Source organism: Natrinema thermotolerans (assembly GCF_031165565.1).
In the GTDB taxonomy this organism is placed as follows: Archaea; Halobacteriota; Halobacteria; order Halobacteriales; family Natrialbaceae; genus Natrinema; species Natrinema thermotolerans.
In genome coordinates, this window is record NZ_CP101874.1 from 23,192 (window position 1) to 45,988 (window position 22,797).

The window sequence follows — 22,797 nt, forward strand, 5'->3', positions numbered from 1 at the left end:
AGCTACTCGTTGGCCGCAAACTCGCCGAGAACACGGTCACCGAACGCAAGCACGAGTAATGCGCCGACAAGATCGAAGACGATGTCGAAGAACGTGTCTTTCCGGCCGTACGTGACGAGTATCGGCTCGAGATCCAGTCGTTTCGCCGTTGCGTGAATAGCATACTCGAGGAGTTCCCAGGCGAACCCGAGACTGATGGCGGCGGCAACAACCCGAGGAACAGGATCACGATCCTTCCGGCGGCTGGCTACATAGACGATTCCGGCCAGAATCGACGAGGAATGTGCGTGTGTAAGGTGATCCCACCACCAGACGTCGTCATAGGGACCGAGCATACCGACAGCATGAGTAACCATCGCAGAGTTTACATAGGCTCGCTGCCACGGTCGGAGTTTAACACCATACGCACGCGTGACGACCGTAGGAAGATATGTGCCGATCGCCGCAACGACGGCATTGACGACCGCGCCTGGATCCCGGCGTCGGAGTCCGACGAGGAACACCGTGAGTAGCGTATATCTGGCCTCACGACCCACTCCCTGTTCAGCTGTCGACATTTTCTGTATACAATAGACTGACTACGCAGACCACATAGCAGTATCGTCCTGAAGACGGACCCAGACGCCCCAGATAGTTTTAGTTGTACTCGTCCATCGTTCTCAGTGACAGTCATAGACTCTCGATGCATGCTGACGACGATCTAGAACTGATTTCATCACAGTTGATACGTGGGCCTGCTTGCGATTACCGTAGCTCGATACTGAGGAAGAGCCGCTAGTGAGGACTCCTAGTTTTAAGTGATATCCATGACTATCAGTGAGGCAAGAAGATAGGAGGATATACCCACCGCTCATCGGTGTGGGTCGCAGGAGAACGGGGGCGTCAATTCGCCCCCTGAGTTGGCTACTCAATCCTGCGACCCGGATCGATATAAAAGTTTGCCTCTCGAGGAGCCGTGGCTCTGTCCAGTATGGTGTCCCGTCTCCGTCGAGAGTCGTCTCTCTCCCCAGCAGCATCGCGACTCGACCGACAACCAGCAGTACACGACTACAACAACCCTCCATGACAATTGGAAAAGATCCGGACGCAGTTGACGCAGAAACGCCCACTGATCATGACGTTGCCGCCGCTCTTGGCTTCGACAGCGTCGATACGCACACCAGCACAGACCTGACGGCCGACGACGGTGATGATGAACTCCCGAGTCGCGCAGAGATGTGGGCCATCATCCAAGAGCAGTCACAGACGATCGACCGCCTCGAGGAGCGTGTCGACGAACTCCAGCAGGAACAAAACCGCGCCGATCGCAACCGAAAGGAGATCGCCAGTCAACTCCACGAGATCACCGAGTCGGTTGCCGAAACCGACGAGACGGCTGACAATGCAAAGGAAATCGCGAAGACTGCAAATGCGAACGCAGAGCAGGCCAAGTCGATTGCCGAGACTGGTGAGACTGCGTTCGATCGCGAGGATCCAGAGGAACTGCCAGGTGGCATCGAGCCCTCGAGCAGTCCGCTGGATTTCCTTGCGAACTGCCGCCAGCACCGCGTCAAAACACACCTTGTCGATCAGGGGACACCGCGGAAGAACCGATTCCGGGCACTCCTTGTGATGAAGCGCTGGGACGAGTTCGCAACCAAGCGCACGAACGGGAGCGGCATTTTCTGGACACGAGACACTGTCCGGGATGCGCTCACTGCAATCCTCGGAAAGCGTCCCCACGCACAGACACTCAAGCGCGTGTGGAACGAGATGATCGCGATCGGAAGTTCGGACGTCGATGTCACTGAACGACGTGTCTCTGCGAAACAGACACCAAAAGAGATCATTGCGATGGATCTCGAGACTGCTGAGGGACTGCTTGACGCCCGCTACCACCACCTCGAGTTACTCGACTCGAATGGACGGGTCACTGGTGGTGTCACACCCGTTGTGACCCAGAACGACAGGGCAGAGGTGTGAGAAAGCGGTTGAACCCATCCCGAGAGGGAGCATCTCTCTAACGAGCACACCGAACGGATCTGGTCGTCGTCGGACCACGACGACGTCGCCGCTACTAATAGCTGCAGGTGTAAGAGAAGACCCTCCCTTTCAGAGACAGTGTTTGTCCCTCTAACGCTGATTCTGGGGATTCGGCTTTGGATCTACTCACAACGGGTGTGATCATGACCGGTTAGTTATGGTCTGCACGATCGCTCTTTCACAGGAGAGGATCGTCGTGAGATCGACATGGTGAGATCCTGTCCAATAGAACGCCATGAATCACTGGGTAATATTGTGGTAATTAAGAAAGTTTGATATGAATTCAATCAAAACGGTGACTTGGGCGTGGGGAGTGTCAGGGGGGGAAACCGTCCTCACGCTCAGTCAGAGGCACATCTCAGACACACGGACTGTGTCGAATACTCGTCTCCACACGAGTCGTCGAACACGCTTAGCAGCTGGCCGTCGATCCTCTCCTCACGCATGATGCCGAGTCCGTCGGGATTGTCGATGTCCTTGAGAGTGGGTAAGCAGACCAGCAGACAGCAGGAGAAGCATTGTCTATTTCATATCGCCCCAAGGGAAAGTAGCTCGTCACTCTTGCACAGTTGGGAAACAGGTTGATATTCCTGTAGGACCGACTTTCGGGTAGCGTGGACAAGGCGGGTCAACCTACGCCCCTGTACCGTTGACCCTTCCTCGATCACAAGTCAGGGGGAACACTTGTCCGGGCCAGCCGAGATCGGCACGTCCCACAAGATCCACAACTGGTTTCGTCTCCGATCTTTGGCTTTCCAGTACCATCCAGCCTTCGAGAACCTCATGCTGGCCTCTGGCCGGCTTTTCTATGAACTCGAGAGTGAGTAGTTCTCAGTCCGTCCGGATGGGTTCGGGATGATAGCTGTTGGATGGTACATGAGTAACTGTCTCTATTACATGAAAGAACGAGACACGAGAATTCATATCATGATGTTCATCAACTTCTATAAGTTAATTGAATTAGATCTATAAATATCTATGAATTTCACTGGGGATACTAATTCCTGTTAATAGTCCCTAGAAAAAACTTTTATACAGCATATACAATAGCTATTCTATGAACTTACAGCCCAAATGTGGTAAATGATGTGTAATTCCAACATTATGTGTGGCTCAGTCAAATTGACTGACGAAGTAGCAGTCCTCTCACAACCCGGGCCACACGTGTCTATCAGTTTCCAAGGCGTACTGACCGAGAAGTCGTCGTTCGCCGAGACTCGTTCTCGTAGCCCTCGTGGTAAGCTAAGTGAGCAATCTGAAGCGGGTCTTGATAGTGTAGCTCTCGAAGTGCTGTTCGAACATTCCTGCAGATTACTCCACTAATGAGTATCGATTCCCCACGTAATTCATCAGAACCGTCGTCTGAATACTCCGATTTGCCGACTAAGTTCCGAGAGGCGTGCAGACGAGTCGCGCCAGCAGCAACCTCACTTGCTGTGTGGCTGACCTTCATTGCCCTTGCTTCCGGATCGGTAGCTGCCCAATCGAGTGTGGGTGACGTCTACTGTGGAACCGGTGTTGAGACTGGTATTGGCATCGTTTTCGGCGCTGTTGCTGGTCTCGGTCTTCCTGCAACGGGATTCTACGTCGGTCGAGCTGGCCTCTCGTACATGCGCGCTGGTGGGAATCCAGAAAAGAAGAATCAGGCCAAAGAGCAGCTCGTGATGTCGGGTATCGGGTTTGGGATCATCGTCCTCGCCTTGATCTCGCCCGAACTGATTGACAAGATTGGCAGTCAGATGGGATTCGGCTTCTCAGACTGTGTCAAACCTTTCTGATCACCAGAGCTTTCGGTTGATAGAATCCTAATGACCCCGTCACGTGTAATCGCCGCCGCCGTCATGCTTCTCGTTGCAAGCGGAGGCGCTGTGTTTCCGGCTGCCGGTGTCGCTGTTGCCGAGCCGAACTCGAGTTCGAACACGGCGATTCCTGCCGATGGGCCAGATTACGGCGTGAACGAGACACGGTTCCCGCTGTTGTGGTCTGAAGACCTTGATCAGCAAAACCGCTCGAGCGATGAATTCGAGGACACCATTCCTTCTGAATTGGAGTTTTCGGCCCGGCTTGCAGGGTCGACGGATGTTCCGTTCGAGAAACCGATCGAAGACGTCGAGAGGTGGAACAGCGGTGATATCCAGGACTTTGATCCTGGTGGCGAGAAAACCTCTGTCCATCCTGAAGGGGCACACCTCGAGGACGGGATCTACATTCGGGATGCACACGCGAGTATCGCGGCAGTCCAGCCGTCGACGGTGCTGCATTCAGGGAATACCTCGACGCAGTACATTACGCCAGATGGCCAGGTTCTCACGATAGCTGACTATCGAGTCCGTGTTCCAGACGATGATACGAGCGGCTCGGTTCGCCATCACTGGTCGATTGCTGAGAGTGCTATTGACACGGTTATCCTACAGACAGAGAGCTGGGTACTCGACGCCGATCGTGGCCATCGCTCCACGCTCGAGTATCGGGGTCTCTCGGGAACGCAGAATCTGACTGTCGAAGCCACAATTACTGCTCGTCTTCGCCATGAAACCCGGACGTGCACGGATTACAATAGCTCGATCGGATCCTGTGAAGGGTCATGGGAAACAGAAGTCGACTATCCAACCGAACAAGTAACAGCGACTGATTCACGCCATGCCGTTGTCACGCAGATCAACGACAGAGGCGGCAAGCGCGTTACGTTCGAGAACGAGACAACTCACACCGGCGCTGTTATTCATCCGGGAACTCGGTGGTCAGCAATCGATGTTGGCAGTGACGCGCGTCTCCGTGGAAACTGGTGGTTCTATTCCGCGGGAGTTGACGGCTGGCAGACGATGGTCTCTCGGACGGACACAGAGACGACTCAGACGAACTCGTCTGTTCGTCCGGCACAGCTCCACGCTATCCCCACGCAGAAACGGCCAGATATGCCGAGCAAGGCAACGGAAGATGCTGAGCCGCCGTTAGTGATCGAAGAGGCGTGGGGGAGCGAACACGCTGGCCCGTCTCTTCCCGGTGAGATCGCCATTCCGACAGTTGGCAACTATACGAATGCGACATCAATCGCCGTCCGATCAGAGACCCTTCCAGCAGCGACCTTCGACGACGTGACCGTTCACGGGATTGTTCGAGGCCAGTCAGAGACGATTTCAGTCACCGACAACGGAACCGTTCGTGACACAACTCTCGAGTTGACGGTTCTCGAGGCGAACTCGTCGGGAACGCTTGTGCAGGCCACAGTCACGGAGACGACGACCGGCGATCCGGTTACGACTGGGCAAGTCGAAATCGGCAATCAATCGGCTGCGCTGAACGCGAGCGGAATGGCCGTCTTCGAACTCGAGAAGCGGTCATCCTCGCTTATCACTGGCCAATATGTTCCAGCAGACTGGTGGCATGCCGATCAGCTGTACTCAGCAGCGGAGGATCGGACGACAGTACCCCCAAACTATCCCGAGTTCCAGAAGCTCGTCCAGCTGTTCCTCGTGACGCTGCTCTGGTTCCTCCCGGCTGCTCTAGCTGTCTACGGCTTTGACTACCTGACTGGCGGTGCGGTCCTTGGACTACGAGACTATTAATGACAGAGAACACCAATACAGACAACAACAGTATCGCTCGCCGAACAGTCCTTGCTACCCTTGGTGTGAGTACAGCCGCTCTTGCTGGCTGTACGTCGGGTACATCCACAGACCCATCGAACACCAGTAACAGTGCGGATGGCAACGGGATTAGTGCAGGAGAGAGTGATGTCTTCACTTCTGTCGAGATGGGTGACGCAACCCTCGAGATCGAAGTTGCCGATGATGCGTCAGTAGAGTTCATCAACCTCATTGACCCCAACGGCGAGTTGTTCGATCAACAGCGTCTCGCGACCGGTGAGACCACGACATCGTTCGAAATTCTCGGTCGCTACGAGGACAGTGTCCCCACTGGGGACTATGAACTGATTGCTCTCGATGGAGACGAGCAGGTCGACACGACGACAATCACGCTCGAGGCAAAGTGTGCGATTACGGATGTCCTGTGGGCAGCGGAGAATCCCGACATGGAGTGGGACAAGAATTCGCCTGTTTGGGATGAGTACGCAGCAGTCGTTATTGAGAATACAGGCACGATCCCTTCGTTACTTACTGAACTTCGCTGGCAGGGTTCACCAGTTGCCCGACTACTGTCAAATGAATCACAGTCATATTACCACGAGACACACTTGCCGCCGGGAAAGACTACAGTCTACTCTAAGGGATCTGTCTACGCGACAGATGGTGCGGTGCACTCGCTAAACTGTGATGAACTCGGTACGGAACCGATGACTGTCACCGCTCATGTCCAAGTCGGATCAAATCCCTCGTACACCCAGCAAATCAAGTACGGAGATAGTCAGTCATGCGATATCACTATCGTTGATGGCAGCACTGGCACATCCATATCTAGCGGAGGTGAGAATTAGATGGCATGGTTGCAAGAAGAAGTCGAGAATGCAATCAAGAACGTCATTGAGGATTTCACTGACGCACTTCTCAGTCTGATCAATGACATTTATGACGCAATCCTAGCACCTATTGTCGGCGTTCCAGCTCCAGTATCGGACTCTGGATATATGGTCATCGGATCCCCAGATAACGAGCCATGGGTGAGTTTGTATCAGGACGTATACCTCGCATATATTCTCCCACTTTCCATCATGATGATAATTGTCGCTTTTGCTTTCGTTGGTCTCCGGTCTGGCTCCATGAGCGAGTACCGTCGAAAACAGCTCCTACGGCGGCTTGGGCTCGTATTTATGGGTACCTTTGTCTGGTTCCCATTGGTATCGATCCCACTGCAGTTCTTTGACGCAGTAGGCACGACTCTTGCCCCAACTAATGAGATGTCAGCAGGACTTGGTGGACTTATTCGGTCTTCTCTCGGTGGGACGTTCGCTATTCTGGCAATGGTTGTCATATCAAACCTCTTTTTGGTCGTTGCAGGATTCGTCGTTGCTTTCCGCTGGATCGCTCTCTATGTACTCACACCGATTATGCCGCTACTCGGTGTCCTTTGGTCGATAGAGGTTTGGCCGTTCAGTCCAGCGGCGAATATGGCACGTCGAGTCGCAGGAATTTATCCTGGATTAGTGCTTGCTGGGATTCCACCAGCGATCCTCTTCCGGATTGGATGGGAGGTTGGTGGTCTCGAGACTTCTGTGAAAGGGCTCTTCTCCTTGTTTATCGGATTGACATTGATCCCTGCAGCGATTATCGCGATGGTCATGACGGTCTACTGGAGTAGCCCTGCAATGCGGACGATCGCCCAGAAAGGAGCATCTACGACGAATCCTGCAGCGGCCAAAGCTGGCGCTGCAAAGGCAAAGCGCACCTCTGGAAAGACGGTCCGTGGTGCCCGAAACGTCCACCGTGGATACGCAGAGAACCAGGTTGGTGCCGTCACGAAAAGCGGCCAGACGACACTCGAGAGCGGCGATTCGAAAGCATACAAGCTTGGCTCGTCGGCTCGCTCAACGAAGGATCACGCCGGCCGCTACAACAACTTGCGGAAGTCGAAGACAGGACGAATGCGCGATAAAGCAGCTGATGATACTCGCAAAGCTACACAGAAGGCGTCGACTCGAGCGAAGCGTGGGCTCAAAAACACGAAAGAGAAGGTCTCGAGGTGGTGAGTTCGATGAGTACCAACACTGAAGACTACGAATACAACGCGCGAAAGATCCACCAGTCCTTGGGTGGCACAACGGCCTTCTTCCGGGGCTACACGATCGGTGAACTCATGCTGTTTCTCGCAGTGGCGTTCGTCACGGTCGTTGCAGCGACGTTTGTTCCGGCAGCACTGACAATTCCGATACTGGGACTCGGGATCATGCTCGTGACGTTGCTGTTCTTGCTCCACAAGGTCAAGCCCCGATATCTGTGGCTCACTGAGTGGCTTGTTGCCCGTCTTAGCTGGGCGATCAAGAACAAGGAGTACACGCACGGCGGTGAAGACAATAGTGAGGTCCGGTATCTGACTCGCCTCCAGCGAGTGTACCCACACGCGATCGAACGAACGGATGGCACACTCGTTGGGGCGATGAAAGTCGAGCCCGCGAACATGGCCCTCGAGGACGACGATGCGTGGGCGAAGGCTGTCCAGTCGCTCTCGGAGTTCGCTAACTCGACTGTCGACTTTCCGGTGAAGATCTACGTCACTAGCCGCGAGGTCGATGACGACGAAACCATCCGTGCACACCAGGATCGACTCGCTGACGCCGACGTCCGCTCACGTCCCGTGTTGAAACGGCTGCTCGAGGAGTACGTTGGAGCGAATACGACTGCCAACGGCGAAATCGACTCGGAGACGACCACAATCCGCGAGTACTACCTTATCACTGCGGTGAACGACAAGGATGTTGAACACTTCGACGCAACTGATGACAGTGTCCTCGCCTATCTTGCTAACCTTCCTGCTCTTGGACGGTTCTTCGGTCGGTTCCAAACTGAGGATCTGACCGACGCCGAGCGAGAGCAATTCAAAGAAGAACACCTCGAGTCACGACTCACACAACTCCGCCGTGGTGGGTCGTCGCTCTATCGGTGTTCGGTCAGCCCCGTCGATGCCTACGACCTCGCTCGGATCACGAAGGAGTACTGGACGTGCCATCCCGAAGAGTACGGCAATATCACGAACGCTCTCGGCACGTTCCCGGTCGTCTCCCACGGGATAAGCGACGGTGTCCCAGCAACACCGGATCCCAATGATGTCCTTGATGCGATGGCTGAGCACGACAGTGATAGCCCGTCAAGCACGGCCTTGAGCGATCGGGCGGAGGACACTATCGACGAGGATGCTGTCGACGACTCGTCAACCGGAACTGACGATCGGTTACCAGACACGTCGACAATACACCAGTCGGTGGTCGCACCGTCGACAGTCGACTGGGAGACGACCTACGCCGTGATCAACGACGAGACGTACGTTCGCACGTTCTGGATTGAGCAATTCCCTGAGGAACCGCCAGATGGCCTTCTCGAGCGACTGTTACTCGACACGGAGTTGCAGACCGACATCAGCATCCATCTCGATCCGTTCGACAGCCAGTCGGCCCAGGATATGATGGCAGACTGGATCTCGGATTTGAAGATCAACCAGCACGACTCGAACAGTCTCAAATCCGAGGATCTCCAGGAAGACATCGATCAGGCGAAGTACATGCGGTCGCTCGTCCGTGCGAACAAAGCGTCGTTCTATCGCGGTGGCGTATTCATTCGCCTCGCCGCTGATAGTCAACAGGAACTCGATAATCAGACGACGCGTCTCCGCTCGATCATCAAGGATGCGCCGGCGAACTGTACGCTCAAGGTTGCGAATCGCTGGCAGGAACGTGGACTTGCAACGGTATCACCGCTTGGCGCGAACGAACTTGGCCGTGACCGCATGTCGACGCTGACGAACCAAGCCATCGGCGCGATGTTCCCGTTCTCATCGAACTACTTGATGATGGACGAGGGTATCGAGTACGGCTATCACGGGCACAACGGCTCTCCGATTCAGCTCAACCCGTGGGAGCTTGAGACGGGCCACAGTGAGCTCGTCGTCGGGATGCCGGGTGCTGGGAAGACGTTCGGCGATATCATGCGCCACCTTCGGATGATGAAACGCCGCAACGACACGATGCTGGTTCTCGTCGATCCAGTTGGTGGCTTCCGTGGGATCGCAGACGCGCTGAACGCGAAGACGATCACTGTCGGTGGCGACACGAAGCTGAACCCACTCGAGATCCGCGAGACGCCCCAGCATGTCCTCGATTCCGGTGACGGGATCTCGCCGTTGTCGGCGAAGAAAGACGAAGTCTACGCTGTCCTCGAGAACTTCCTCGACGCTCGCGATATCGAACTCGGAACCGAAACGGGTGTCCTCTCGTACGTCATTGATGAAGCCTACCGGCAAGCGGGGATCGTTGAGGACGATGTCTCGACGCACACGTCGGCAAATTCACCGACGATGCAGGACGTCCATCGGATTCTCTGTGATATCGCCGAAAACCCGGACGAGCACAATATCGCGGAGTCCGAGTCAGCTCGCGAGCGTGCTGCACAGTATGCGGACGAACTCGCGATTGCGTTCCAGCCATTCCGCGAGGGTGGCTCCTACGAAAACCTCTCGCACCACTCTGAGATCGATATCCTCGAGGGCGACAACAAGGTCGTCTATATCGACCTCGGTCAGATCGAGGGCAGTGCATCAGGAATCGATCGCCAGACGTTCTTGATGCAGCTGCTACTCTCGACGATCTACCAGCAGGCGAAAAACACCCAGCGAAACGTCGAACTCGCGATCGACGAAGCCCACTATCTCTTCGAGGATCAAGCGAATCTCGACTTCCTCGAGACAGCGTTCCGGCACCAACGTCACGCGGGGCTTCGGATGGTGTTACTCTCTCAGACGGCCCAGGAGTTCTACGAAACCGAGCAGGCGGAGAAGATCATCGGCATGTGCCCAATCAAGGTTCTCCATAAGCTCCCTGAGCTGGATGACCGGACGGCTGACAAGATCGGGCTAACCGAAGAGCAGCGCCGGTACGTCAGGGGTGCCGATGCTGGGAACGAAGATCTTGGCTACAGTCAGGCACTTGTTCGCGTCGAAGAACACGGGACGTATCCGTTGCATATCGTTGCTGACGACTTCGAGAAACGAGTCATCGACTACGAGCCTGAGGATCAGGCCTTCATTGAGCAGGCGATTCGCGACGAGCCAGCAGAGTTGCTCGCCTTCGAAAAGTTCGTCGAGAACGAAGCTCAGCGCAACGCGCTTGCAACGCGTCTCGATCTCAGTGCAGACGCCGCCAGTCGACTTCTCGAAGACGATCTCACGAAAGAGGAGGTCCTCGATGCGGTCGTTGAGCATTCCCTCGAGACGGATGGTAAGAAGTCGCCTGTCCGACCAGACGGTGGGGAATCAGCTATTGCACAGGACACGACTGAAACAGAGTCTGACACCCAAGATCATGACTAGTCTCAAGCAAATCAAGACGATCTTGGGTTCGTCGCCACAGTACGAGGCGACGCAACTCGACTTTGGAGAGCACGACTCGTTTGTCCAACGGCAAGCGGATACGCCAGGGACGCTGCTACGGATCCGCCCCTACAAAGAGAACAATGGTATCGCGGATGGAGCGGGTGTTCTCCAGTCGGTCCACGATGTGACGACGAATTTCCGTGGGAAGAATACAAGCGAACACCACTCCTTTGAGGTCTGGTTTGACGAAGGGAAAATCAAGTTCTACATGCACGCTGCCACTGAGGCAGCTGCCGACAAGTTCCGTCGTCGTGTCGGAAACAACTACGCCAACAGTGAGGTCTTCCCGGTTGAGGAGGGCTACGCGTTCCCCGTCATCGATTCTGATGAGTACGTCGCTGGTGCGTGGCTCGAGATGGAGAAGATCCCCTACTATCCGATTCGCCATCACAACAGCGAAGGCTTCAAGACAGATCCTTACGGCGAAATTACGAGCGAGATGCTGTCGCTTGACGAGAGTACAGTCGTTACACAGGTCGTCTTTCGGCCTGCGAAACAGTCGTGGACCGACGGTGACCAGCTCAAGCACAATAGCGTCGACGAGCTCGCTCACGCGCTTCGGCAAGGGACGTCCGTCGGCTGGCTCAATCCTCGTACGCGACCGCCAAGCGAGAAGGACAAACGGGCTGCGAAAACCATCGAACAGCAGCGTGGCCAACAGGCCTTCCACGTGAACATTCGCGTCCTCGCTACCTCGAGAGAACAAGACGAAGCCGAGGCCCGTGCCCGTGGCGTCGCGGGGATGTTCAGGAAGTACTACAATGCGATCACTGAGCAGGGCCTCGACGACAAGCCTGTTTGGCATCGCCGGGAGCGGAAACGTGCTACACGGCTTCGGCAGTTTGTCGAGCGAATGCGTGACCGCGAGTGGATCGATCGGCACATGATTATGACTGTCGACGAACTCGCCGGCGTCGCACATATCCCCAATTCGGAGATTGAAACGCCAAAGATCGACTGGCGGTATACACAGCGTGGCGATCGGCTGCCAGCAGATGGGAGCCGATACGCAGTTGACGAATCACCTGGCGACTCTCCGGTAGATGGGCAGGCCCCTGGCGTTCCGAACGAGACAGCAGTCAGTTTTGAAGAGCCAACGCGAGAGCAGGAGGGATTCGATGGTGCTTGATCGCTTCTTCGGATCTGATGATGAGGCTTCCAGTGACGACCAACATGATGGGCACGCTACTGAAGGCGATAAACAGCCGGAAGAAAACACGACTGCTGAATCCCCAGCCCACCAGCAACCCAGTCCCGATGAGGGTGACCAATACGATATCGTAGAACAGAATACGACTCGTATTGGCGGAAAGAAGGTTATCACAGAAACAGCTGACGAGGGGACAGTTGCAGGCCCGTTCATTCGAGAAATGTTCGAAGCTGGGATGCACAATGCACCAGCTCCACTCTGGATCGGCTACTCAGAGGACCCCCAGACTGGGTTTCGTGAGGCACCGCTCCGGTTCGAGTCGCTCTTTCGGCACACCTGGATCGCTGGAACGACTGGCTACGGAAAGACGACCGAACTCCTGAATATGATGGTCCAGTGGGCCTACTCCGGTTACGGCTTCACGTATTTCGACCCGAAAGGCCGTGACTCTCGAGAACTACTCCGGATGCTCCCCAAACATCGTCTCGAGGACGTCGTCTGGATCGAACCCGGATCGACGACACACGAGAAGACGGTCGGACTGAACTTCCTCGAGGTACCCGAGTGTGAGACGACCGAGGACTTCGAGAACGAGATCGAAAACCGTGTCGAGAACCTGAAGGCGGTGTTCGATACGTCCGATTACTGGGGTATCAACATGGAGGCGATCACCGAGTCGATGGCTCGGGCGATGATGAAGTCGGAGCAGCCGTTCTCGATCATCGATATGTACTTCACGTTGCTCAACGCCGAGCGACGCGAGGAGTTCGCAGTCGATGTCGAGGACCCCTATATCAGGGAGTTCTGCCTCGAGATCGCTGACATGGAGGAGGAGACGGTTCGTCCGCTGCTGAAACGGATCAAGTCGTGGGTGGAGAATTCGGTGATCCGCCGAATTATCGCCCATCGTGAGAGTACGATCGATTTCCGAGACATCATCGACAACGATCGAATCGTCATCGTCCGAACGCCGGTCGAGAACACGGACATCAAGAAGATGGTCACGCTCGGCGTGATGCGTAATCTCTGGAGTGCTATTCAACGGCGGTCGTACGAGATGGATACGACGCCGGATCCCTACTTCGTTCTCTGTGACGAGTTCGACGACATCGCTAGCGACAATCTCGATATCGAGTCAATGCTAGCCCGTGCTCGGTCGATGCGTCTCTCCGTGACTCTTGCCTCGCAGTATCCCTCGCAGCTTGACGAGGACACGCTGAAAGCGATGCAGAACAACTGTGACAACCTCCTCACGTTCTCGGTCAACGACAGTGATGACGCCGAATTATTGATGAAACGGTTCCGCGACTACACCGCAGAAGACCTCATTACGACGAATCAGTTCAAAGTGTGGACGCGGATTCCTCTCTCTGGAGGCCGATACTCCGAACCCGTCTTGATTCGGACGTTTCCGCCATACCCGCCTCTCCGTGAGACAGACGACGTCGATGACATCATCGAACAAAGTCTCGAGCGGTATGGGACTGATCCGCTGACAGATAGCGAGATCCTCCGCAATCTCATCTATCGCGAGTACAATGAGGCGGCAAGTCCTGACGAACTCATCGTTGATCGGCTGATGGCCGAGGCAGTTCGTACCGTTCAGTTACGTGAAGATGTTCGCGACCAGAACGGCTGGGTTCCCGTGACCGATGTCGACGCAGAGGTGGTCGATCGTCTCGAGAGTGATACCGGTGAGACCGCTGAAGCCCTCACTCCAGACACTGCAACAGAGGAACTCCCCGATGTGCGTCAGGAGTCGCCGTTGATTGATGTCGATCTCAGTGTCAACAATGAGATGGTCGTTGTTCGACTCACTGACGAGGGCGAAGACGTTGCGACACCTGAGACTGGTGATGTGCGCTCTGCAGGTGGCTCGGAACACGATGCCCTTCTCTTCGATCTCGAGGCAGCGCTGACGAAGCTTGGCTTCACTGTTGATATCTACGAACAAGATGGGAGTGAACAGCCTGATGGGACGGCCACACATCCTGATTACGACGGTGAGTTTGCTCTTGAAGCTGAAACAACGACACCGGAGCGGCCAGCGAAGGTCCTGCAGAATCTCAAACGTGCTCAGGAAGACAACCGGATTCCCCTGTTTGTCGTGCGGCCGGGAGATGAGAGGGTTACTCATGCGGCAGCCCGGCTTGAGAGTATCCTTGCGTCACCACTCCGAGAAATGGCTGATGGCACAGAGAAACTCTACAATATGGACGAACGCATCACGTTTGGCGATGGAGCGACGGCCCATGGCGGCGTGACGGCTGTTCGACCAGCTACTGGTGAGTCAACACGAACGGTCTGGAAACGTGATGGCGGTGAGCGTGTCCTCTCGGACGGCAATACAGAATTCATTCGAACGGCATCGTCGGTTGCACTCTCGAAGGATACTGTGCCAGCATACTATAGCTACGACCGTGAGACGAATCAGTACACGGTCTATGAGCAGGGAGAAACCCATATCTATGATACGTTAGATGCGTTCGAGGCAGATTGGACGCCAATCAAGCGTCCCTTTGTTCCTGAGACTGACCTGCCAGATCCAGAATACGACCGAGCCAGCTATGGCGTGGTGATCATGCCTGAAGACGCACCACCACAACTCTATGTGGAAGGTAAAACTGCGCCCCTGTCAGACGAGATTGAGAGACTCTTGGAGGCCGATCAAGAGTCTCTACAAGAGGACACGGACACCTCGCCAGCACCTGACCAAGATCAGCAGACGGCTGATGGCGCACCCGAGTTGGATCCTGACGGAGATGGTGTTGCTGTCTTTGTCGATCAGTTCCTCGTTGCCGATACCGAGGGCTTGGTCCCGAAGAAAGAACTCTATCAGGCCTATGTGGCGTGGGCAGAAGAACATGACCTCGACTACACTAACGATGTCTGGTTTGGGCGGAAACTGAGTGGCCATCTCGAGATTGGTAGCGACCGACGGCGGAAAGATGGAGAACGTATCACTGTTCACACTGGAATTGAACTGACTGACGCTGGTTCCCGTCTCCTTGAGGAGGTGGATCAATCAGAATGAGGGGTAGTTCATCTGTGTTTCAGGATCACCTCGTGTCCAGGGTATTCCCGAATCAGAAAAGCTCCATAAAACCGCGCTTGAAACGTTCTCCGTGCAGTTTGGATCGAACTGTCCAGGGTAAATCTCTGTTCAGGACACGTGCTCGTCTCGGTGTCCAGGGTAAAAATCGCAAGACGGCGTTACTGTCCAGGGTAAATGAGGGGCAAAAACCAACTAGTATAGAGAGGGTTGCCGCCGCAAAACATGGCAAAGCAGGGTGGGAGAGCTATTGGAGATCTATCGTGCCGCTGATAATGCGGCGGCAGCACAGTAGCACGGCGCTACAGCGGTGTTGAAATACATGAAAGAAAAGCAGACACATTCAATCGATACGAGCGGCATTCCTGAGACTCTACAGGAGTACGACCAGTGGATCTGCTGGCGTGTCAAGGAGCGTGATGGGAAAGCAACGAAGGTCCCAATTGTTCCCGGGACTGGCGAGTATGCCTCAGCAACTGATCCGCAAACATGGCGACCATTCGATGAGGCACTCGAGTATTTCGAGCGTGGCGAAGCGGCTGGTGTCGGATTCGTCTTCACAGACGATGATCCATTTGTCGGGATTGACCTCGATGACTGTCGTGATCCAGAGACCGAATCTCCGGGAACAGATGCTCGAGAAATCATCCTCGAACTCGAGTCGTTTACAGAGGTCTCGCCGTCGGGGACTGGCTATCACGTTATCGTCTGTGGGTCACTGCCTGGAGACCGGAGTCGACGTGGATCTGTCGAGATGTATGAAACAGCACGGTTCTTCACTGTGACTGGTGATCGTGTCGAAACAACACCGTCACAGGTGATAGAGCGACCTGCTGCACTCGAGAGCGTATACACCGAATACATCGCTAAAACAGAGCCATCTGACAGCGAGAACGAAGTTCGAGACCAGCAGGCTTCGACGCACGAAACCAGCCAGAGCGTGACGCTCGAGGATGAAGAACTGCTCAAGCGAGCGCGGAATGCATCGAATGGCGAGAAGTTTAAGCGGTTGTGGCGTGGCTCGACTGCTGGCTACGAAAGTCAGTCGGAAGCAGATATGGCGCTGTGTTTCTTGCTGGCGTTCTGGACCGGTGGCGACGCTGCTCGAGTCGACCAACTCTTCCGACAGTCGGGACTGCTTCGAGACAAATGGGATGAGGTCCATTACGCGGATGGATCGACATACGGCGAGAAGACGGTCGAACGAGCAATCGCGAACACAGACGATGTCTATGACCCATCGAGCAGCGAGGCGTCGCGTGGAAAGCAGACCAAGAAGCGAGGGCAGACGACCATACAGGAACCCGCTCAAGATGGACAGTCATCGACAACTGAGCAGACCCTTGGTGGGACTGAAGGGACGCGAGCAGCGTACCTAGCCGAGAAGAACCAGTTATTGACTGACCGTGTCGACGAACTCGAGGCCACGCTCGAACAGAAAAATGAGCGCATCGATCGCCTCGAGGCAACCAATCGAACGCTTCGCGATCAACTGACAACTTGTGAGAAACGACTTGAGATGCACGATCAGCGTTCAGAACGCGAGACAGACGTGGATTCGTCTCCCGATCACGATTCACTCTGGACTCGTACAAAGCAGTTCGTTGGCAGAAGAAAGGAGTAGCTCTGATGGTCACACATCTACTACGCAGATCTGTAGCCGAGCTGATACCGTGGATACTGCTCTCGGTAGCTGTATTTCTCGGTTGTACTCTCTATGTCAGATGGGCTGTTCCGACCGTCGACCTCTCTATGGTCGCCATCCCCTTGGCAGTCATGAGTGACATGGCATCTGCTCTCGTACACTCTGTCGTTTCCCAAGCACAATATGTGCTATCGGAAGTGCAGCGGATTCTCGATGAAGAGAGTTCACGTACGGATGCGATTACGCGGATTACAGTCATCGGATTCAGCGTTCTCGTATTATCCGTCGCCGGTGCACTGCTCATCTTTGGAGAATCACTACTCGAGCTTGTTGTTGCGGTGTTCCTTCTTGCAGGGGTAGTGGCGATGTCGGGTACATTCATTCGCAATCATGTCTCAACACGACCCTTGAACGAGCGAGAACGCTCTGCATGTGAGATCGGTGCCGACCAAGACGTTGCATTTCGAGTAGCTACTAGCGAGTTCGGGCAGACAATCAACGGACTTGCTGCCGGCGTCTTTCCGGCTTACAAAATCATTCTGATCAACGAGTACTCGTTTGAAGCACTTGACGACGAATACATCGCGATGATTGCAGCTCATGAACTGGGGCACGTCGACGAAAACCACGCAGTCGTCTCTCTGGTCGGGGCAGTAGTGCTGACAGCTTCGTCCCTCCTCTCTGTTCGGTATTTTGTGCAGCACTACTGGATGCTGTTTCTGGTTGCTGGTAGCGCAGTGTTCGTTGGACGAGTCGTCTTCGCGTGGACCCGACGACAGCTCAAGTATCGAGCAGACAGATACGCGGTCAACCTTCTCGAGGACCCACACCAAGTTGCCAATGGGTACGTACACTCAGAGACGCCCGGATGGCAGAGATAGCTGATGAACAATCCCCCGGAAGGCTATACGAGAGAGCTGTACGCCGAATCCGCAACTGCTGGACACGCATAGTGTCTACACATCCTCCGATAGACGACCGGATTAGCCATGTTGAGCGATTGAGTCGGAACGCTGACTGACTATAGTACTGGTGCGGTTCCATGGAATGTCCGCAGCGACCGGCTAACTTAATCAGACTTCTCTCGTTGTACGTATCCGGCTCTGCTGGAACCTGCAGGTAGTAATAGGTTCAGAACCCTCTGCGGTAAGTACAGAGGGATCAGCAAACCGATGAGAACGTGGGCGCTCTATTTCAGTTCTTTCGGAAGATCGTCTACACCCCACACCTGTAGTACTTGTCGAATATGGAAATCCTTCTCTGATGGATCATTGTTCTGTAATGCTTCTTCTAAGTGTTGTCTGCCTTCAGCACTCAGCTCCCCCATTTCGTTCTACGGTACCCCCATCAAAGGATTTAAAATATTTGATTACTTTTCGCATATGGTCCATAGAGATTACCAATAATGGGATGAGGGAGATCTACTACAGCCCGTTCTGTTCGCACCCGTAGTGCGCAGTGGTTCCACGGGAATAAATAACTAAAGAATGGGGTTTCGACAGAGCTACGTATTCTAAAACGATCCCACCGGAGTGTTTTTTCGCCCCGAGATGGGTGCGGGGCGATCGAACTGCCCCGAGATAGCGAATGACCACTGAGCGACAGCACCCACGAGACCGTGGAATTGATCGGACACCAACTCACCGGCAGCCCTCCAAGCAACCCTGGTCTGACCTCGAGTTACGCGTTCCGAACGACCGAAGTCGGGAATCACTCGTCTCATTTGTCGAGTGTGTTCTCGTCGAACTCACACATGCAGACGTCGGTGCCGAGTATCGATCGTCGAACGTTTGGGGAGTTAAACTGACGCAGTACATCGCTGCCGATACGGTTGGCGAGAGATTCGAGAAACTCCATTATGACGAACGGCTCGGCTGGCACAAGCAGATGATGTCTCGGCAGGACGTGCGTGATGAACTGATTAACCGCCTCGCACGACCCGCGTCATTAGCGACGAATCAGAGCCATCCCCATTCTGTTGAGGAACCAGATACGTTCAGGGTGAAGCCGACGTGGCAACTTCGAATGGACCGACGGCCCGGTGAAAAGTAATCACCAGCCGTCAGTACTCCAGCTCGCTGTTGAATATCGATCACTGACACCAGTACGCATCATGCAGTGTCTTCGACTTGACTATACTTCCAGGTTCCAGTGACTGATCTAAACCCGATTGACGACACTACAGACGATTACAGCCGGTTCGAAGCCAGACTCGTTGCCCGTGATCAGGATGCAACTCGCGTCGTGACAGCAGATATCGGCGAGACAACCGCTCGACAGCTCGTTACGGAACTCATCGATAACGGTATGGTAACGCCGGTTCCTGGCAAGCGGGTGTTCGTCCACGAGCCAAGTGGGACTGCCTTTGACTCGAGCACTCAGCTTGCCGTCTTCCATCAAGGCTGGACAGCGGCCTGCAACGCCGACAAGGAGGGTGAGTGATGCAGCAGATGCTCGCTGGCTGTGCCTTCTGCGATGCCCCGCCTGGCACTGAGGCCGGCGAGGCACATACGTGGGGAAAAGATGAGCGAGTCTCTCACTACATCTGTGTCGACTGCGCTATCCAGGCGGAGCCGGACCCTGACGAGCGAGAGCACTGCACCTGTGACGGCTGTGGGCTCGTCGTCGACGCGCTTGCAGCCCTCACGCGATTCCGAGTCGAACTCGGCCATCTCGAGGGCTCGCTACAGCTGTGTTCGAGGTGTAGTCCCGGAGGCCCGGCGACATACTGGACACGCGACCTCGAGAAGCATATCGTATCTGACTGACGACCGGCCGACCGGTCGTCGACGTGAGGGAAGCGTGGCTCACATTGTACACACGACAAATGCTAAGTGGGCTGGCTCACAATGTACACATAATGAGTAGCGACAAAAAGCGCGTTCAGTTCCGGGCGCCCCACCGACTTATCGACCGGACCGACGCCCTCGCAGACGTCCTCGGGGAAGACCGGACGGATGTCCTCGTAACTGCGTTGCGAGAGTACCTCCAAGAGGCGGCCCATGACGACGCGCTCACGCAGGAAATCGCAGCTGCCTACTACGACGACGAAATCTCCTTCGAGCAACTCAAAGCGCTCGTCGGTGCCGAAGAGGCGGCAAACCTCCGAGTGTTGAAACAGCAGCTGGACGAGGACTTCATCGACGAGGTCGCCGACGCATAAATGTCGACGCTCATCGCTGACGCCTCTGCCCTCGTGAGTCTCGGGGTCGTTGCTGACGACGACCCCGATCCACTCGCGCTCTGTCTGTCCTGCTACGAGGTCATCGTTCCAACAGTGGTCATCGAGGAACTCCGAGAGATCGCCTCGTATGATGACGTACACGGTCGGGCTGCAACGACCGTCCTCGACCGAACTGAGACACTCGAGGCACGATCGGTCGATCTCGACGCCGAATTTCCGCTTGATGACGGTGAAAACGCTGCTGTCACCCTCGCGAATGACCTCGACGCCACACTATTGCTCTGTGATGAGTTCAATCAACTCGGCCTGGTCCACGCCTCGCTTGCCGATACCCGGCTCGTCACGACGCCAACGCTGCTCTCAGTACTCGTTCGCACCGAACAGCTGTCAGCTGCCGATGCTCGTGCTATTCTCGACGAGATCAGCGATGCCCGCAGCTGGGACGCAAACAACTACGTGCAACGTGCCCGGTCACTGCTCGAGGAGCCCTGACACTGACGCTGTCGCCCATCGGTTCTCAGTCACCGCCCTGAATACCCGTCCGTACCTGAGCCTCTGTTCGGCGCAGACCCTGTGCAAGTCTGTCTCGCCGTTCCCACATCTTCAACATACGAGAAATTTCTAAGGTGTCACTTGCTCCCGGAACCTTCATCAGTCGATATACTCACATTCATATATGTACGATCTCACTGCGTTCCAACGTGACATCTTGTACGTGATTGCTGGCCAGAGCAACCCACATGGGCTCGCGATCAAAGACGAACTCGAGGAGTACTACGAGAACGAGATCAACCACGGGCGACTGTATCCGAATCTTGACGACGTCGTCGACAAAGGGCTCGTCGAGAAAGGAGAGGCCGACAAACGAACGAACTACTACACGATCACAGCGCGTGGTCAACGCGAACTCGAGGCCCGGCGAGAGTGGGAAAATCAGTACGTCGGTGAGCTACTCTCGAGTACAGAGTGAGACGGCCCTGACCACTGAGCGTGCGCGCTAGATCTGATCTCCCGAGTACTCTATTACAACCATATTTTCAGGATGGCGTGAATGGAACGAGAGTCAGCTAGTGGTATAAAGAATCGACTAGTTGGATTACCTTACATCTACGTACGTGTAGAATAACAAATATCATCTCGCCTGAATGGCTGGGCCATGGACGACCTTACAGGATTCCAACGAGACCTGCTGTACGTGATCGTGGGCGCTGACAAGCCATCTGGACAGGATGTTAAAGACGAGATCGAGCAGTACTACAGTTCAGAGATCAATCATGGTCGGCTATACCCGAATCTCGATACGGTCGTGAATAAGAAACTCGTCGAGAAAGGACAACTCGACAGGCGCACAAACTACTACGCAATTACAGACGAGGGAGAGCAAGCGATCGAGGATCGTTATGAGTGGGAATCCCAGTACATCGACTAATCGAAATCGGAAGCGATCTGGATTCTTGCTTTGCCCTCCCGAATCGGTAAGTACAGGGCAAGCAGTTATCGAAGTGGCTATCGATCTATCCGAACTATGCTAAAAGCCGCCTGCTGAATAGAGAGAAATGAATTCAGCACGGAGTCAATGCCTGTATTAAGAAAAGGGCGACTCACTCGATGTCAGCAGCTATTGAGCTTACCCCACTCGAGATAAGATACAAATGCGTGGGAGTTCTTGAACTCGTCTAGTGGTTTTTTTTAAATTCTAAGGAGTGTTCTACCAACAAGTTGTTTATAAATACTTTCACGGACAGTTATATATACACCGAGTCACATTTTTTATGTATGGACTCGACATCCAGAAGTGGGGACAATGCGGACGTCCAGCACATCACAGCTGGTACTCACCGGGGAAACGTCGCACTCGTTCTCTCAACCAACGCATGGATGAGCAAAGACGATGTCCACCGGGCTATCACTGAGGACGATTCCATTCCGAAGCCGAATTCCGCCTCGGGTGCCTCCTCGGTACTCGCCGATATGTGGCGCCACGACAATGTCCACCGACTCGAAGTAGTCGATCAACCGTTTCAGTACGTCTACAAACTTAAGGAAAACGTCGTCGTCAAATGAGGCCGAATTAAAGATGAACGCTCTTGCGTAGCACATTGTTGATTTCAGAGCGTTGCTTTGATAGCGTGTTTGAGTGCGTCTCGTCCAGGTTTTCGGTATACGCTCTTCCGTAGGAGATTGTTGATCCAGTTGCATTGCTCGTCTGCTTGATTGAGTTCTATGCGTAGAGCGGTTCCTGATCGAGGACTCAGTTTATTGCAATCAGCGTACAATCGCAAGAGGGCCCATCAACAATGTGCTATCCAAGAGCGTTCGATAATAGGGTGAAAGCCCCTGGCGCGCTCGAGTCCCGCGCCTCGCTGCGCTCCTCACAGGTTGCGGTGCTTGCATCGTCGGGGTTCCTCGAGTACGCCAGCCCCTTTCAGCCCCACCCATGTGGACTGATCGGGCTGCTGTTGCGTTGGTTGCCCGCTCTTGAGTATCGGCCCGCCCCGCTCGCCGCGTGCCGCCCTCCGCGTCGCTCGCGACCGACCATTCCGGGCTGCGGTTCGCTCCTAGCGTCGCTCACCGTTCCGGGCTAAAGTAAATCTGGTCTCGGCGCCAGCATTAAGCGCGTTTTCGGTTGCGCCCCTCGCGGGCTTTCGCGTTCCAGCGCTTGGTGCCGCCTGCGCTGTCGCGCGCCACACTGCGGCGCGCGTTCTCGA

General features: G+C 54.9%; 19 protein-coding genes. 18 read left to right on the forward strand and 1 reads right to left on the reverse strand.

Going from position 1 to position 22,797, the window contains the following annotated elements:
• Positions 1 to 2: 2 nt before the first annotated feature.
• A complete protein-coding gene (locus NP511_RS22195; protein ID WP_049907727.1) occupies positions 3 to 557 on the reverse strand; it encodes a DUF2238 domain-containing protein in 555 nt (184 codons plus the stop codon).
• A 505-nt stretch (positions 558 to 1,062) separates the two neighbouring features.
• On the opposite strand from NP511_RS22195, the gene NP511_RS22200 reads away from it, so the two are divergent.
• The 18 genes from NP511_RS22200 (at position 1,063) to NP511_RS22285 (ending at position 22,153) form a co-directional block, all read left to right on the forward strand.
• Positions 1,063 to 1,962: a coiled-coil domain-containing protein gene (locus NP511_RS22200; RefSeq protein ID WP_049967165.1), complete on the forward strand. Its 900-nt coding sequence runs from the start codon at positions 1,063 to 1,065 to the stop codon at positions 1,960 to 1,962.
• A 1,382-nt stretch (positions 1,963 to 3,344) separates the two neighbouring features.
• Complete coding sequence (locus NP511_RS22205) at positions 3,345 to 3,800, forward strand: pilin (RefSeq protein WP_049967166.1); 456 nt, start codon at positions 3,345 to 3,347, stop codon at positions 3,798 to 3,800.
• Between the two features lie 30 nt (positions 3,801 to 3,830).
• A complete protein-coding gene (locus NP511_RS22210; RefSeq protein WP_049967167.1) occupies positions 3,831 to 5,588 on the forward strand; it encodes a DUF8186 domain-containing protein in 1,758 nt (585 codons plus the stop codon).
• Positions 5,588 to 6,457: a hypothetical protein gene (locus tag NP511_RS22215; protein ID WP_233274400.1), complete on the forward strand. Its 870-nt coding sequence runs from the start codon at positions 5,588 to 5,590 to the stop codon at positions 6,455 to 6,457. The genes NP511_RS22210 and NP511_RS22215 overlap by 1 nt, the downstream gene beginning before the upstream one ends.
• Complete coding sequence (locus tag NP511_RS22220) at positions 6,458 to 7,666, forward strand: TrbL/VirB6 family protein (protein ID WP_084158379.1); 1,209 nt, start codon at positions 6,458 to 6,460, stop codon at positions 7,664 to 7,666.
• 5 nt (positions 7,667 to 7,671) lie between these two features.
• Complete coding sequence (locus NP511_RS22225) at positions 7,672 to 10,995, forward strand: VirB4 family type IV secretion system protein (protein ID WP_049967169.1); 3,324 nt, start codon at positions 7,672 to 7,674, stop codon at positions 10,993 to 10,995.
• Positions 10,988 to 12,187: a DUF8128 domain-containing protein gene (locus NP511_RS22230; protein ID WP_049967170.1), complete on the forward strand. Its 1,200-nt coding sequence runs from the start codon at positions 10,988 to 10,990 to the stop codon at positions 12,185 to 12,187. The genes NP511_RS22225 and NP511_RS22230 overlap by 8 nt, the downstream gene beginning before the upstream one ends.
• The gene (locus tag NP511_RS22235; RefSeq protein WP_211249142.1) at positions 12,177 to 15,242 is read left to right on the forward strand and encodes a TraM recognition domain-containing protein; all 3,066 of its coding nucleotides are present in this window, start codon (positions 12,177 to 12,179) and stop codon (positions 15,240 to 15,242) included. Before NP511_RS22230 ends, NP511_RS22235 begins: the two co-directional genes overlap by 11 nt.
• A gap of 340 nt (positions 15,243 to 15,582) precedes the next feature.
• Positions 15,583 to 16,884 carry a phage NrS-1 polymerase family protein gene (locus NP511_RS22240; protein WP_049967226.1) on the forward strand — a complete coding sequence of 434 codons (1,302 nt, stop codon included), beginning with the start codon at positions 15,583 to 15,585 and terminating at the stop codon, positions 16,882 to 16,884.
• A gap of 5 nt (positions 16,885 to 16,889) precedes the next feature.
• Positions 16,890 to 17,786, forward strand: coding sequence for a M48 family metalloprotease (locus NP511_RS22245; protein WP_084158380.1), 897 nt, complete (start codon positions 16,890 to 16,892; stop codon positions 17,784 to 17,786).
• A 706-nt stretch (positions 17,787 to 18,492) separates the two neighbouring features.
• Positions 18,493 to 18,957, forward strand: a complete 465-nt coding sequence (locus NP511_RS22250; protein ID WP_084158382.1) for a DUF8030 family protein — start codon at positions 18,493 to 18,495, stop codon at positions 18,955 to 18,957.
• 99 nt (positions 18,958 to 19,056) lie between these two features.
• Positions 19,057 to 19,347 (forward strand): DUF8069 family protein, encoded by a 291-nt coding sequence (locus NP511_RS22255; protein WP_084158383.1) that lies wholly within the window; start codon positions 19,057 to 19,059, stop codon positions 19,345 to 19,347.
• Positions 19,347 to 19,673 carry a DUF7558 family protein gene (locus NP511_RS22260; RefSeq protein ID WP_084158384.1) on the forward strand — a complete coding sequence of 109 codons (327 nt, stop codon included), beginning with the start codon at positions 19,347 to 19,349 and terminating at the stop codon, positions 19,671 to 19,673. Before NP511_RS22255 ends, NP511_RS22260 begins: the two co-directional genes overlap by 1 nt.
• Positions 19,674 to 19,765: 92 nt before the next feature.
• Positions 19,766 to 20,068 (forward strand): hypothetical protein, encoded by a 303-nt coding sequence (locus NP511_RS22265; RefSeq protein ID WP_008452507.1) that lies wholly within the window; start codon positions 19,766 to 19,768, stop codon positions 20,066 to 20,068.
• A complete protein-coding gene (locus NP511_RS22270; protein ID WP_049967173.1) occupies positions 20,069 to 20,581 on the forward strand; it encodes a PIN domain-containing protein in 513 nt (170 codons plus the stop codon).
• A gap of 184 nt (positions 20,582 to 20,765) precedes the next feature.
• Complete coding sequence (locus tag NP511_RS22275; protein ID WP_006648264.1) at positions 20,766 to 21,059, forward strand: PadR family transcriptional regulator; 294 nt, start codon at positions 20,766 to 20,768, stop codon at positions 21,057 to 21,059.
• A 186-nt stretch (positions 21,060 to 21,245) separates the two neighbouring features.
• Positions 21,246 to 21,518 (forward strand): PadR family transcriptional regulator, encoded by a 273-nt coding sequence (locus NP511_RS22280; RefSeq protein WP_006648263.1) that lies wholly within the window; start codon positions 21,246 to 21,248, stop codon positions 21,516 to 21,518.
• Between the two features lie 347 nt (positions 21,519 to 21,865).
• Complete coding sequence (locus tag NP511_RS22285; protein ID WP_136396792.1) at positions 21,866 to 22,153, forward strand: hypothetical protein; 288 nt, start codon at positions 21,866 to 21,868, stop codon at positions 22,151 to 22,153.
• Positions 22,154 to 22,797: the final 644 nt, after the last annotated feature.